The sequence below is a fragment of the Rhodococcus sp. DMF-1 genome (assembly GCF_021441945.1).
Lineage (GTDB): Bacteria > Actinomycetota > Actinomycetes > Mycobacteriales > Mycobacteriaceae > Rhodococcus > Rhodococcus ruber.
This window is the reverse complement of the sequence record NZ_CP090442.1, coordinates 954,115-967,947: the sequence shown is the minus strand read 5'-3', so window position 1 is coordinate 967,947 and position 13,833 is coordinate 954,115. Positions and strand designations below refer to the sequence as shown.

Annotated in this window: 12 protein-coding genes; 7 read left to right on the top strand and 5 right to left on the bottom strand. The window is 70.3% G+C overall.

Translation table 11 applies throughout. The annotated features are described in order from the left end of the window. The first annotated feature begins 3 nt into the window (after positions 1-3). Together LZP97_RS04495 and LZP97_RS04490 are read left to right on the top strand one after the other, a co-directional pair. Positions 4-2,034: an ATP-dependent DNA helicase gene (locus LZP97_RS04495; protein ID WP_040271612.1), complete on the top strand. Its 2,031-nt coding sequence runs from the start codon at positions 4-6 to the stop codon at positions 2,032-2,034. Between the two features lie 128 nt (positions 2,035-2,162). After that, complete coding sequence (locus LZP97_RS04490; protein ID WP_040271610.1) at positions 2,163-2,366, top strand: cold-shock protein; 204 nt, start codon at positions 2,163-2,165, stop codon at positions 2,364-2,366. Between the two features lie 29 nt (positions 2,367-2,395). Here LZP97_RS04490 and LZP97_RS04485 read toward each other — a convergent pair whose 3' ends face one another. Then, positions 2,396-3,097 carry a GAF and ANTAR domain-containing protein gene (locus LZP97_RS04485; RefSeq protein ID WP_048773900.1) on the bottom strand — a complete coding sequence of 234 codons (702 nt, stop codon included), beginning with the start codon at positions 3,095-3,097 and terminating at the stop codon, positions 2,396-2,398. A 273-nt stretch (positions 3,098-3,370) separates the two neighbouring features. Here LZP97_RS04485 and LZP97_RS04480 point away from each other — a divergent pair, with 273 nt between their 5' ends. Together LZP97_RS04480 and LZP97_RS04475 are read left to right on the top strand one after the other, a co-directional pair. Continuing rightward, complete coding sequence (locus LZP97_RS04480; protein ID WP_225223441.1) at positions 3,371-3,565, top strand: hypothetical protein; 195 nt, start codon at positions 3,371-3,373, stop codon at positions 3,563-3,565. Positions 3,566-3,612: 47 nt separating this feature from the next. Beyond that, positions 3,613-3,795, top strand: a complete 183-nt coding sequence (locus LZP97_RS04475; protein WP_040271606.1) for a hypothetical protein — start codon at positions 3,613-3,615, stop codon at positions 3,793-3,795. A gap of 196 nt (positions 3,796-3,991) precedes the next feature. Here LZP97_RS04475 and LZP97_RS04470 read toward each other — a convergent pair whose 3' ends face one another. The 3 genes from LZP97_RS04470 to LZP97_RS04460 form a co-directional block, all read right to left on the bottom strand. Further along, the gene (locus tag LZP97_RS04470) at positions 3,992-4,450 is read right to left on the bottom strand and encodes an ATP-binding protein (RefSeq protein WP_010596748.1); all 459 of its coding nucleotides are present in this window, start codon (positions 4,448-4,450) and stop codon (positions 3,992-3,994) included. 115 nt (positions 4,451-4,565) lie between these two features. Then, positions 4,566-5,072: an HPP family protein gene (locus LZP97_RS04465; protein WP_017681057.1), complete on the bottom strand. Its 507-nt coding sequence runs from the start codon at positions 5,070-5,072 to the stop codon at positions 4,566-4,568. After that, the gene (locus LZP97_RS04460) at positions 5,053-5,976 is read right to left on the bottom strand and encodes an alpha/beta fold hydrolase (RefSeq protein ID WP_040271604.1); all 924 of its coding nucleotides are present in this window, start codon (positions 5,974-5,976) and stop codon (positions 5,053-5,055) included. Before LZP97_RS04460 ends, LZP97_RS04465 begins: the two co-directional genes overlap by 20 nt. Positions 5,977-6,068: 92 nt before the next feature. On the opposite strand from LZP97_RS04460, the gene LZP97_RS04455 reads away from it, so the two are divergent. After that, complete coding sequence (locus LZP97_RS04455; RefSeq protein ID WP_010596745.1) at positions 6,069-6,638, top strand: TetR/AcrR family transcriptional regulator; 570 nt, start codon at positions 6,069-6,071, stop codon at positions 6,636-6,638. Between the two features lie 7 nt (positions 6,639-6,645). Here the strand turns inward: LZP97_RS04455 and glgP are convergent, their stop codons facing one another. After that, positions 6,646-9,225, bottom strand: a complete 2,580-nt coding sequence (gene glgP / locus LZP97_RS04450) for an alpha-glucan family phosphorylase (RefSeq protein ID WP_026137841.1) — start codon at positions 9,223-9,225, stop codon at positions 6,646-6,648. A 348-nt stretch (positions 9,226-9,573) separates the two neighbouring features. On the opposite strand from glgP, the gene LZP97_RS04445 reads away from it, so the two are divergent. Both LZP97_RS04445 and glgB read left to right on the top strand, forming a co-directional pair. Next, positions 9,574-11,616, top strand: coding sequence for an alpha-1,4-glucan--maltose-1-phosphate maltosyltransferase (locus LZP97_RS04445; protein ID WP_010596742.1), 2,043 nt, complete (start codon positions 9,574-9,576; stop codon positions 11,614-11,616). Continuing rightward, the gene (gene glgB, locus LZP97_RS04440; protein WP_010596741.1) at positions 11,613-13,811 is read left to right on the top strand and encodes a 1,4-alpha-glucan branching protein GlgB; all 2,199 of its coding nucleotides are present in this window, start codon (positions 11,613-11,615) and stop codon (positions 13,809-13,811) included. Before LZP97_RS04445 ends, glgB begins: the two co-directional genes overlap by 4 nt. Positions 13,812-13,833: the final 22 nt, after the last annotated feature.

Below are 13,833 nucleotides of genomic sequence, written 5' to 3'. Positions count from 1 at the left end.
GCGGTGCCCGAACTCCCGAATGTGCCCGACCTGCTGCGCACCGCGGTGCACGCGCTGGGCGGCAAGGAACGGCGCAACCAGCTGACGATGGCGTCGGCCGTGGCGCATTCGCTGGACACCGGTGAGCACCTGGCCGTCCAGGCCGGCACCGGCACCGGTAAGTCGCTGGCCTATCTCGTGCCGGCGGTGCGGTATGCGGTGCAGACGGGCCGGACCGTGGTGGTCTCCACCGCGACGATCGCGCTGCAGCGTCAGCTGGTGGACCGGGACCTGCCGCGATTGGCCGACGCGCTGGCGACGGCGCTGGGTCGGCGTCCCCGGTTCGCGATTCTCAAGGGCCGCGGTAACTACCTGTGCCTGAACAAGATTCACACCGGTCTGGCGGAGGAGCCCCCGGCCGACGACCAGTTGTTCGATGCGTTCGCGCTGTCGCGGATCGGCCGGGAGGTGCGGCGGGTCACGGAGTGGTCGTCGACGACCGACACCGGCGACCGCGACGACCTCGTGCCGGGCGTGTCGGACCAGGCGTGGCGTCAGGTGAGTGTGAGCGCACGCGAGTGCCTGGGCAAGTCGCGGTGCCCGGTCGGTGAGGACTGCTTCGCGGAGATCGCCCGGGCCGAGGCCGGGCAGGTCGACGTTGTCGTCACCAACCACGCCCTGCTGGCGATCGACGCGATCAGCGGGCTGTCGATCCTCCCCGAGCACGACGTGGTGGTGGTCGACGAGGCGCACGAACTCGTGGACCGCGTCACCGGCGTCGCGACGGCCGAATTGTCCGGCGGCACCGTCTCGGCAGCTGCGCGGCGCTGCGTGAAATTGGTCGAGGACGCGGACGTGGACCGTCTCGAGGGGGCCGCGGAGAACTGGGAGGCGCTGCTCGAGGAGCTGCCGCCGGGACGGTGGGACGAGTTGCCCGACGGTGCGGGCGCGGCGCTGGCCGCGATCCGGGACGCGGCGTGGGCCGTGCGCACCGCACTGGGTCCGCCCAAGCCGGGGCTCGACGCCGAGGCCGCCGCCGCCCGCAACCAGGCGCTCGCGGACGTCGACGAGGTGCACGACTGCGCGGTGCGGGTGCTGACCGCCTTCGAGGAGACCGATCCCGCCGCGCGTCGGGACGTCGTCTGGCATGCCGCCGACGAGTTCCGCGGCAACACTCGGCACACGGTGCGGATGGCGCCGCTGTCCGTCGGCGGACTGCTGCGCTCCCGGCTGTTCGCCGAGGCGACGGTCGTGCTGACCTCGGCGACGTTGACGGTCGGCGGTTCGTTCGACGCGCTCGCCGTCAACTGGGGGCTGCCCCCGGAGTCGCCGGCCCGCAGCGACACGGGCGCAGCGTCGGGGACCGAACCGCCGTCCGACGACGGGGACCTGCGGTGGAACTCCCTGGATGTGGGATCACCGTTCGACCACGCCAAGTCCGGCATCCTGTACGTCGCCAGGCACCTGCCGCCGCCGGGCCGCGACGGGCTCTCCCCCGCGTACCTGGACGAGATCGCGGAGCTGGTCGCCGCGGCCGGCGGGCGCACGCTCGGACTCTTCTCGTCGATGCGCGCCGCGAAGGCGGCCGCGGAGGCGATGCGGGAGCGTCTGGACACACCCGTCCTGTGCCAGGGCGAGGACGCAACCGGCGCCTTGGTGGACAAGTTCGCGGCCGACGAACCGACGTCACTGTTCGGGACTCTGTCGCTGTGGCAGGGCGTGGACGTCCCGGGGCCGTCGCTCTCGCTCGTGATCCTGGACCGGATTCCGTTCCCGCGGCCGGACGACCCGCTGCTGGTGGCGCGGCAACGGGCCGTGGAGGCGCGCGGGGGCAACGGCTTCCTGTCGGTGGCGGCCACCCATGCGGCGTTGCTGCTCGCGCAGGGCGTCGGGCGGCTGCTGCGCAGCACGGATGACCGGGGGGTCGTGGCGGTGCTCGATCCCCGCCTGGCGACCGCCCGGTACGGCGGATACCTGCGCGCGTCGCTGCCACCGTTCTGGGAGACCGCGGACCCCGAGGTGGTGCGCAAGGCGCTCACCCGGCTGCGCGGCTGACCGAGCCGCGACGCGTCGGTTCCCCGATTCGTTCCCGGGATTCCCGGAATTTCCGGCTGTTTCGCGGCAGCATCGAAGCAGGCGCAGCGGCCGGATTCGAAGGCCGCAGGGACAGGGGGCTTTCGGATATGCCACAGGGCGTCGTCAAGTGGTTCGACGAGGAGAAGGGGTTCGGGTTCATCGCCCAGGACGGAGGTGGTCCCGACATCTTCGTCCACTACTCGGAGATCGCCGGCACGGGCTTCCGCTCGCTGACGGAGGGCCAGCGCGTGGAGTTCGAGGTCGGGCTGGGCGTGAAGGGACCTCAGGCGGAGAACGTCCGCCCGGTGTGAGAACCGGCGCCGCCGCCGCGGCGCGGCATTCAGACCCGCAGACCTACGTCGACGATGGCTTTGGCGACCGACCGCACGGGCGCCTGATTCCTGCGGGCGTGGCCGCGGATCAGCCGGAACGCCTCGTCCGGGGTGATTTTCCGGGCCTGCGCGATGACGCCCTTCGCCTGTTCGATGACGATGCGCGAATCGAGAGCGGTCTGCAGTTGCGCGTTCAACTGCTCGTGCTGCCGAAGCTTGTTGGCGTTGACGATGTAACCGGTGGCCATGTCGGCACACACCTGCGCCGCCGCGATCTCACGACCCGCCCAGTCGCGTGGTTCGCCCGCGTACATGTCGAGGGCGCCGATCTTCTCGTCCGCGAGCTGCATCGGGATCCCAGCCACCGCCGCGATCCCGTACTCGCGCGCCTTCTCTGCGAACTCCGGCCACAGGTCCTGGCGTTGCCGCACGTCGGCGACCGCGATGGGTTCGCCACGATCGAACGCGTACCGGCACGGTCCCACGCCGGTGTCCTCCTGGCAGCGTTCCATCTTCCCGACCACCTCCGCGGCCGCGGTGACGAACTGCAGCCGGCCCTCGCACTGCAGGCTCACCCCGCAACCGAGGAGGCCCAGAACGCCGGTCACTCCGTCGACGAGTTCGTCGAGCGCTGCCCCGACGTCGTAGGAGGTGGGCAGCCGGCGCGCGAATCGAGACAGTACCGCCATGAATTCGTCCTGGTCGAACACGCTGCGGTCCCTTCATCAGTACCCACAAATAGTGACATACATCACAGTGATCGGCTGGCGCCGTTCGGGTCACATGACATATCCTGATACACAGAGCGTCCGCCCCAGATCCCGGCGACGCTCTAATCGGAGCCGCCCCGACCCCCGGTGCTCCCCCTCTCGCTCTCCACGAATCGTGTGGACAAGTTCTCGGGAGAACACCGCGACACGTCGGCTGCTCGTCGTTCCACGTCGGTGTACCTCCTGGACACGATCCGCGAAGAAGGAACACCCATGGTTCACGTCGCCCCTTCCGCCACCCCCGCCGATGGCTCGCCGCTGCTCTCGGTGCCGGCGATCGTCGCCGGCGCGGGCACCCTCTCGTGCGGGCTCGTCGTCGCAATCAGCCATTCTCTCGCCCTCGGCGCCCTGGCGGCGCTCCTCACGGTCGCGACGGTCGCGGGCGCGGCCCTGATGATCCGCCCCTGACCACCCGATCCGACCGGCTCTGCCGAGCCCACCCGAGCAAGGAACCGATGAACCACCCCGATCACCTCGCCCACCGGAGCACCATCCCGGGTTCGGCGATGAGCACGGCCGAGATCAAGGCTCGTATCGACGCGATGTTCGCGGACGACCACACACGCGTCGACCGCACACCCGCCGCGACCCGGCGGCGCCCGGGATGGGCGTCGAGCCGGCGCGGCCCCAGAAGCTGACCACCGACGTTCTCCCGGCGTCGGTGGTCTCCGACCGGATCGCCGGCTTCCGGACAGCGCCGCAGGGGGGCGCTTCCGGAAGCCGGTGATCCGTCACTGTCGGGTCACGGTGCCGCGCACTCTCGGGTCACGGTGCCGCGCACTCTCGGGTCACGGTGCCGCGCACTCTCGGGTCACGGTGCCGCGCACTCTCGGGTCACGGTGCCGCGACGAGCGCGGGGTGATCCGCCACGTCCCACCTCATCGAGACCGAGGTGCCGTCGGGGACGGAGACGACATCGGTGTGCGACGTCAGAGTCCGGATCAGCGCGAGCCCATGGCCGCGGCAACTGTCGCCGGACGCCGGGGTCCGCCATCGGCCGTGATCGGTGACGACCACCTCGACGGAGTGCTCGTCGGGTCGGTACACGGCCTCCAGGTCGACCGCACCGCGGTGATCTCCGGGTCCGTCGGCGTACGCGTGCTCGACGACGTTGGCCAGCGCTTCGTAGCTGGCGAGCAGCACGTCCTGTCCGAGTTCGGCCTCGAGGTGGAGGCGGTCCAGCCACCGGTCCAGGGCCTGCCGGAGCATCGTCACCTGGCCCGGCTCGGCGCGGACCCCACGGTAGAACATCCCGGTCGATGTGAACGCCTGAGAGGCGTGTCGCGAGTGCATCCTCCTCCTCGAATTTCGATGCGTCCTCGGTCGGACGCATCCGGTGTATACCCACGGCGGCGCGGTCCCATACCTCGAAGCGAGCATGTGCGCACAGCGACGGCGACCGTCCCGGTCAGGCGGCAGGGGCGACCCGCGCCGGATAGACGAATCCGGGCAGTACCCGCCCGGCCACGGTCGCGACGCCGAGGACGACGAGGAGCGCCGGGACCAGCGTGGTTCCCACGTAGCCGATCCCCGGGTCAGTGAGCCCGATCGCGCCGGCACACACGGCGGCGGGCACGTGCGGCGCCCGCAGCAGCGCCATGGCGACGACCGCGAGGCCCGCCGAGACGGCGGCTCCGGCCTGCGACGGACCGGCAACGGCCGCGACGACGAGCGCCGCGGCCGCGGCCGCGGGGTAGGCGCGCACGATCGCTCCGGGCCGGGCGGCCGGGGTGCCGGGTGCGAGAGCGATGAGGGCTGCGGACGCGACGTACGGCAGCCCGAACACCGCCCAGTGTGCGAAATTCTCGAGGGCGGCGAGCGCGCCGGCCGCGCCGAGCGCGACCGCCCCCGGCGCGAGGGCGGCCGCCAGAGCACGGCCGGACCCGTCCGGTGCATCATCGAGCAGCGCGGGCATCCGACCAGGCTCCTTCCGCCTCGGGGGTGCGTCCGGGCAGAGTGCGTCCCAGGAATCCGCGGACGAGGTTCGCGATCTCCGGCCCGTGCGTCTCGAGGGCGAAGTGGCCTGCGTCGAGCAGGTGGATCTCCGCATCGGGGAGGTCGCGGGCGAATGCTTCCGCACCCGCGGGACCGAAGATTTCGTCGCCCCGACCCCACGTCACCAGGGTCGGCGGCCGCCAGGCGCGGAAGTACTCCTGGAACGCCGGGTACGCGTCGAGGTTGAACTGGTAGTCCCAGAACAACTGGAGCTGGATCTCCTTGTTGCCGGGTCGATCGAGGCCCATCTGGTCGAGCAGCCAGGCTTCCGGGGCGACCCGGTCGAGGCGGTCCTCGGGCACGCCGTGGACGTACTGCCACCGGGTCGCCTCCGGCTCGAGGAGGGCACGGACGGCGGGTTCGTGGGCGGTGCGGTCCTGCGCATGGGCGAAGAGGGGCTCCCAGAACGGGGTGAACCCTTCGCGGTAGGCGTTGCCGCTCTGGGTGATCAGCGCGGTGACGCGCTCGGGGTTCCCGGCCGCGATCCGCAGGCCGATCGGGGCGCCGTAGTCGTGGAGGTAGAGGGCGAAGCGGGTCAGCCCGATCCGGTCGAGCAGCGCGGCGGTGACCTGCGCGAGACGGTCGAAGCTGTAGTCGAACTCGTGGACAGGGGGCATCGCCGATCGCCCGAAGCCGATGTGGTCGGGGGCGACGAGGTGATACTCGTCGGCGAGCTCGCCGAGCAGATGCCGGAACATGTGCGAGCTGGACGGGAAGCCGTGCAGCAGAACGAGTGCGGGGGCGCCCGGGTCCCCGGCCTCGCGGTAGGAGACGTCGAGCCCGTCGATGGTTTCGGTGCGGTGACGGACGGCGGAAGCGGACATGAGTCCTCCTCGGATCGGTCGGAGAACGATCGTTCTCCAGTACGGGGTGTAGCGTAGAGAACGATGGTTCTCTACGCAAGAGGAGGGGCTCGATGGACGCGGACACCGCGCAGACCCGGCTGCTCGATGCCGCCGAGGAACTGTTCAACGAGCACGGCATCCAGGCCGTCGGCATGGACACGATCCGGTCCCGCTCCGGGGTGTCGCTCAAGCGGCTCTATCAGCTCTACCCCGCCAAGGACCGGCTCGTGGCGGCCGTACTGACCCGGCGTGATCACACCGTGCTGACGGATCTGCGCCGGTATGTCGACGCCCGCGCCGATCCGCGCGAGCGGGTTCTCGCGGTGTTCGACTTTCTCGAGGAATGGTTCGCCTGCAGCGACTTCCGCGGCTGCACGTTCATCAACACGTTCGGCGAACTCGGCGGCATCTCCGGCGACGTCGCCGAGATCGCCCGCGCGCACAAGGACGCGTTCCGGCGCTACCTGCGCGGACTCGTCGCGGACGCGGGTAGCCCCCCGGCACTGGGCGACCAGCTGGCGATCCTGGCCAACGGGGCCATGGCGACGGCGGCGATCTCCGGTTCCCCCGCCGTCGCCCGGCAGGCCCGCGACGCCGCACGCGTCCTGCTCGACGCGAGCGGCCCCCGAACCCCGAGCTGAGGACCAGCTAGGCGAGCACGACCTTGCCGAGTTCGACGTCCGACGCGAGCAGCTCGTGGTGCGGAAGCACCCGCACCGTGTAGCCGACCGACCCGGCCATCGGCAGCGCGACCTCGACCTCGAAGACCTCGCCCAGCGGATCCGTGCCCGTGTGCCGCATCGGCACCGTCACCACGTCGGACAGGGTGTCGTCGGGTCCGACCCGGCCGACGACCGCCTGCACGACCACGTCGCCGGCACGGAGACCACCGAGGTACACGTGGGCGGTCAGGGCCAGCTTGGACCCGATCTCCGGGATGTCCGGCAGTCCGGCGCTGTCGACCTGGGCCACCCGCACGGCCGGCCATGCGGCCTCGGCGCGGCGCCGGTAGTGGGCGAGCTGCCGCGCCCCGGCGAAGCCGTCGGCGACCGCCTCGCGTGCGGCGGCAGCGGCCGGCGCGTAGTACTGCACGGTGTAGTCCCGGACCATGCGGGAGGCGAGCACCTTCGGACCGAGGTTCTGGAGCGTGTGCCGCACCATTTCGATCCATCGCCTGGGTACACCGCTGCCGTCCCGGTCGTAGAACCGCGGCAGGACCGACCGCTCGAGCAACTCGTACAGGGCGCTGGCCTCGAGATCGTCCCGGCGATGTTCGTCCATCACCCCGTCCGCGGTGGGGATGGCCCAGCCGTTCTCACCGTCGTACATCTCGTCCCACCAGCCGTCGCGGATGGAGAGGTTGAGCCCGCCGTTGAGAGCCGACTTCATCCCGGACGTCCCGCATGCCTCGAGCGGACGCAGCGGATTGTTCAGCCACACGTCGCAGCCCCAGTAGAGATACCGGGCCATGGACATGTCGTAGTCCGGCAGGAAGACGATGCGGTGACGCACGTCGGCCGCATCGGCGAACCGCACCACCTGCTGGATCAGTGCCTTCCCGCCGTCGTCGGCGGGGTGACTCTTGCCGGCGACGACGAGTTGCACGGGACGGTCCTCGTCGAGCAGCAGGGCCCGCAGTCGTTCCGGGTCGCGCAGCATCAGGGTGAGCCGCTTGTAGGTCGGCACCCGGCGCGCGAACCCGACGGTGAGAACGTGCGGGTCGAACACCCCGTCCACCCAGCCGAGTTCGGCCTCGGTGGCGCCGCGCTGGAGCCAGGACCGGCGCAGCCGCCGGCGGATCTCCTCCACCAGTTGCGCACGCAACGTGTTACGGGTGACCCACAGCTCGCGCGGTTCGACCGTCTGCAGCAGTTCCCAGCCCTTGGCTTCCTCCACCCGGTCGGGACCGGCGAGGCGGTTGGCGAACTCGAGCCACTCCCGGGCGGCCCACGTGTGCGCGTGCACGCCGTTGGTCACCGACCCGATCGGGACTTCGCCTGCGTCGAAGCCGGGCCACAGGTCGACGAACATCTCGCGGCTGACCCGGCCGTGCAGCTTCGACACGCCGTTGCAGCGCTGGCCGAGCCGCAGACCGAGATGAGCCATGTTGAACACCCGCGAGTCCGATTCCCGGCCGAGGGCGAGGATGCGGTCCACTCCCAGGCCGGGCAGCAGCGCCGACTCGTTCTCGCCGTTCGGCCCGGAGAAGTAGTGCCGGACGAGTTCCGCCGGGAACCGGTCGATGCCCGCGGGCACCGGGGTGTGGGTGGTGAAGACGGTGCCGGCGCGTACGGCGGCGAGCGCCTCGTCGAAGTCCAGACCGGCGCCCGTGACCAGTTCGCGAATGCGTTCGGCACCCAGGAACCCGGCGTGTCCCTCGTTCATGTGGAACACCTCGGGATCGGGCAGTCCCGCGATGCGGGTGTAGGCCCGGACGGCGCGTACTCCGCCGACCCCGGCCAGGATCTCCTGCTTGATGCGATGGTCCTGGTCGCCGCCGTAGAGACGGTCGGTAACCCCGCGCAGTTCCTCGTCGTTCTCGGCGATGTCCGAGTCGAGCAGCAGCAACGGAACGCGACCGACCTGGGCGATCCACACTCGGGCGGTGAGGGTGCGATGGCCGGGCATCGCGGCCTGGATCAGCGCGGGGGTGCCGTCCGCCTCGGTCAGCAGCCGCAACGGCAGCCCCTGCGGGTCGTAGTTCGGGTAGTGCTCGCTCTGCCATCCGTCGGCGGTCAGGGACTGCCGGAAGTAGCCGGAACGGTAGAGCAGGCCGACACCGATGAGCGGCAGTCCGAGGTCCGAGGCCGCCTTGAGGTGGTCACCGGCCAGGATGCCGAGTCCGCCGGAGTAGTTCGGCAGGACCTCGGAAACACCGAACTCCATGGAGAAGTAGGCGATGCCGGACGGCAGCCGGGTGCCCTCGTTCTGTTCGTGCTGGTACCAGCGCGGTCTCGCGAGATAGTCGTCGAGATCGGCCGACTCGGCGTCGAGCCGTGCGAGGAACTCCTCGTCCGCGGCGAGCGCGTCGAGACGGGCCGGCGGCACTTCGCCGAGCATCCGCACCGGGTCCTGCTCGACGCGACGCCACAGGCCGGGATCGATCGAGGCGAACAGGTCCTGCGTGGGTGTGTGCCACGACCAGCGCAGGTTGACGGCGAGCGGGCCCAGCCCGGCCAGCCGCTGGGGAAGGTGGGCTCGTACGGTGAACCGACGCAAGGCTCTCACCCCGGGAAGACTACCGACAATCCGCCGTCCGCGAAGACCGGCAAATGCGGCAGACGTCCGGCGGCCGGGCCGGGTGTCCGGCGAACAGGCCGGGGACGTTTCCGTGCCGCGCCTCGAAGGGGCGGTTCGTGTCGGCGGCAGGACTCGGACGAGGGCGCCGATGCCCCTCCCGTTTAGTCGCGTCGGCGCCGGGTAACAGCTGTCTGGGAGCTCCGGCGACGTTACGCGTCGCACGAGGGGACGGCGGTGCGCCCCTCCATTACGGTTGGAGACGGGCCGCGTCCGACGGGCTCGTCAGCAGTCCGTGCAAGGGAACGGAGCCAGCGTGACAGACGGAACGGAGCGAGCGTGACAGGTCGAATCGGAGCCAGCGCAACAGGACGGCTCGGCATCGACGATGTCCGTCCCGACATCTCGGGCGGGCGACATCCGGTCAAGGCCGTCGTCGGGGAGGTGCTTCCCGTGTCGGCGGTCGTGTGGCGCGAGGGTCACGACGCCGTCGCCGCCACCCTGGCCGTGCGCGGGCCGGGCTCGGACCCGGAAAGCGAGGGAAAGCTGATCCGGATTCCGATGGTTCCCGGCGAAGCACCCGACACCTTCCACGCCGTATTCACCCCCACCAGTCCGGGACTGTGGACCTACCGCGTCGAGGCCTGGAGCGACCCGGTCACCACGTGGCGGCACGCGGTGGACGCGAAGGTCGCCGCCGGGCAGGGCCCGGAAGACCTGGCGAACGACATCGAGATCGGCGCCCGGCTGTTCGAGAAGGCCGCCAAGACCGCGCCGCGCCCCAACCGGCCGGCCCTGCTCGCCGTCGCCGCGGCGCTGCGTTCGGAGCGGCCGCTGGCCGACCGGATCGCGCCCGCCTTCGCCGCCGACATCACCGAGATCCTGCGGGCCAATCCCCTGCGCGAGCTGGTCACCCGCGGGAAGGCATACACCGCCGTCGTCGACCGGGAACGGGCACTGTTCGGTTCCTGGTACGAATTCTTTCCCCGCTCGACGGGCGGCTGGAACGAGGACGGCACACCCCGGCACGGCACCTTCGCCACCGCCGCGGCGGAGCTGCCGCGGGTCGCCGCGATGGGATTCGACGTGGTGTATCTGCCGCCCATCCATCCCATCGGCAAGATCAACCGGAAGGGACCGAACAACACCCTCACCGCCGGCCCGGACGACGTGGGCTCGCCCTGGGCCATCGGTTCCGACGAGGGCGGCCACGACGCGATCCACCCCCAGCTCGGCACGGAGGACGACTTCCGCGCCTTCGTCGCCCGTGCGCGCGAACTGGATCTCGAGGTCGCTCTCGACCTGGCGTTGCAGTGCGCCCCGGACCACCCGTGGGCGAAGGAGCACCCCGAGTGGTTCACGGTCCTGCCGGACGGCACGATCGCCTATGCGGAGAACCCGCCCAAGAAGTACCAGGACATCTATCCGGTCAACTTCGACAACGATCCGGACGGCATCTACGCCGAGGTACTGCGCGTGGTGCGGCACTGGATCAGCTTCGGCGTCAAGATCTTCCGCGTCGACAACCCGCACACCAAGCCACCGAACTTCTGGGAGTGGCTGATCGCCGAGGTCAAGCGCACCGACCCCGACGTGCTGTTCCTGTCCGAGGCGTTCACCCGGCCCGCCCGCATGTACGGGCTCGCCCGACGCGGGTTCACGCAGTCCTACACGTACTTCACGTGGCGCGTCGCCAAGTGGGAGCTGACCGAGTTCGGCCAGGAGATCGCGGCGAAGGCGGACGAGGCGCGTCCGAACCTGTTCGTCAACACCCCCGACATCCTCCACGAGACCCTGCAGCACGGCGGCCCCGGGATGTTCGCGCTGCGCGCGGCACTGGCCGCCACGCTCGCACCGTCGTGGGGGGTGTACTCCGGTTACGAACTCTACGAGCACATCCCGCTGCGACCGGGCAGCGAGGAGTATCTCGACTCGGAGAAGTACCAGCTACGTCCGCGACGGTTCGACGAGGCCCGCCGTCGCGGTGAATCGCTCGAGCCGTGGATCGCCACGCTCAACCGCATCCGGCGGGCCCACCCGGCTCTGCAGCAGCTGCGCAACATCCACTTCCACCACATCGACAACGACGCCCTGATCGCGTATTCGAAATTCGATCCCCGGACCGGGGATTCGGTCCTCGCCGTGATCAACCTCAATCCCTTCGGGGCCGAGCAGGGCACCATCTGGCTGGACATGCCGGCGCTCGGTCACGAATGGCACGACCAGCTCACGGTGTTCGACGAGGTGTCCGGCGCGCAGTACTCGTGGGGTCAGGCCAACTTCGTCCGGCTCGAACCCTGGCGCGCCGTCGCGCACATTCTGGCGTTGCCGCCGATCGGGGTGCCGACGCGAACCACCCTCGCCTACAGGAGGAACTCGTGACCGTGCCCCCGATTCGTCGCCACTCCCCCAGCCCGCACGACCTGGCCCGGCTGACGGCCGGCGAGCACCACGATCCGCACTCGGTGCTCGGCGCCCATCCACACCCCGAAGGCACGATCATCCGGGCTCTGCGCCCGCAGGCGGAGAAGGTGGCGGTGCGCATCGGCGGCATCGATCATCCCCTCGAGCCCCTCGGTCACGATGTCTTCAGCGCGCTCGTCCCGGTGCACGACCTGTCGGACTACCGCCTCGTGGTGACCTACCCGTTCGAGCACACCGTCGTCGTCGCGGACCCGTACCGCTTCCTGCCCACGCTCGGGGAGTTGGACCTGCACCTGTTCGCCGAGGGCCGGCACGAGCGGCTGTGGGAGATCCTCGGGGCGCATCAGCGTTCGTACGAGACCCCCGACGGCCCGGTCCGGGGCACGTCGTTCGCGGTGTGGGCGCCCGGCGCGCGGGGCGTCACGGTCGTCGGCGACTTCGACGGCTGGGGCGGCCGGCTCGCGCCGATGCGGGTCCTCGGTTCCAGCGGCGTGTGGGAACTGTTCCTGCCCGACGTGGAGCCGGGTGCGCTGTACAAGTTCCGGATCCACGGCCGCGACGGCTCGGTCCAGGACAAGGCCGACCCGATGGCGTTCGCCACCGAGGTACCCCCGGCGACGGCCTCGGTGGTGCACCGGAGCAGCTACGAGTGGGGCGACGACGCCTGGCTCGCCGCCCGGGCCGAATCCCGCCCGTGGCAGGAGCCGATGAGCGTCTACGAGGTGCACCTCGGCTCGTGGCGGCCCGGTCTCGGGTACCGCGAGCTGGCCGACCAGCTCGCCGAGTACGTCGCGGCGGCCGGTTTCACCCATGTCGAGCTGCTGCCGGTCGCCGAGCACCCCTTCGGCGGCTCGTGGGGCTACCAGGTCACGTCGTACTACGCACCCACTGCGCGATTCGGCACGCCCGACGAGTTCCGTGCGTTCGTCGACCGGCTGCACGCCGCCGGCATCGGCGTGATCGTGGACTGGGTGCCCGCCCACTTCCCGAAGGACGAGTGGGCGCTGGCCCGGTTCGACGGCAGCGCCCTCTACGAACATCCGGATCCGCACCGCGGCGAACAGCTGGACTGGGGCACGTACGTGTTCGACTTCGGTCGCCGGGAGGTGCGCAACTTCCTCGTCGCCAACGCGCTGTACTGGATCGACGAGTTCCACATCGACGGCCTGCGCGTCGACGCGGTCGCCTCGATGCTCTACCTCGACTACTCGCGGCCCGAGGGCGGCTGGACCCCCAACGTGTACGGCGGCCGGGAGAATCTCGAAGCGGTGGCCTTCCTGCAGGAGATGAACGCGACCGTGCACAAGCTCCACCCCGGCGTCGTCACGGTCGCCGAGGAGTCCACGGCCTGGCCCGGCGTCACCCGGCCGACCCATGCGGGCGGTCTCGGGTTCTCCATGAAATGGAACATGGGCTGGATGCACGACACTCTCGGATACATCGGCCGGGACCCGGTGCATCGCACGTACCACCACCACGAGATCACCTTCTCCCTGGTGTACGCCTGGAGTGAGAACTTCGTCCTGCCCATCAGCCACGACGAGGTCGTGCACGGCAAGGGCACGCTCTGGACCCGGATGCCGGGCGGCGACCGGGAACAGGCCGCCGGCCTGCGCGGACTGCTCGCATACATGTGGGCGCACCCCGGCAAGCAACTGCTGTTCATGGGACAGGAGTTCGGCCAGACCGCGGAGTGGTCCGAGGAACGGGGCCTGGACTGGTGGCAGCTCGACGATCCGCACAACGGGCCGCTGCACCAGGGCGTCCACCAGCTCGTCACCGACCTCAACCGGATCTACCGGGAACACCCCGCCCTCTGGACGCTGGACACCTCACCGAGCGGGTACTCGTGGATCGACGCCAACGACTCGGCGAACAACGTGCTGAGTTTCCTCCGGCACGGGAGCGACGGTTCGGTCGTGGCGTGCTTGTTCAACTTCTCCGGATCGACCCATTCGGACTATCGTGTCGGACTACCCGAAACAGGACAGTGGTCGGAGATCCTCAACACGGATTCGACGGCTTACCAGGGCAACGGCATCGGCAACCTCGGTGCCGTGACGGCCACGGCACGCTCCTGGCACGGGCGCCCGGCGTCGGCGGAGGTGACGCTGCCTGCTTACGGTGCGATCTGGCTGACGCTGCAGCGGTGACCGCCGTCCTCGGACGACAGGA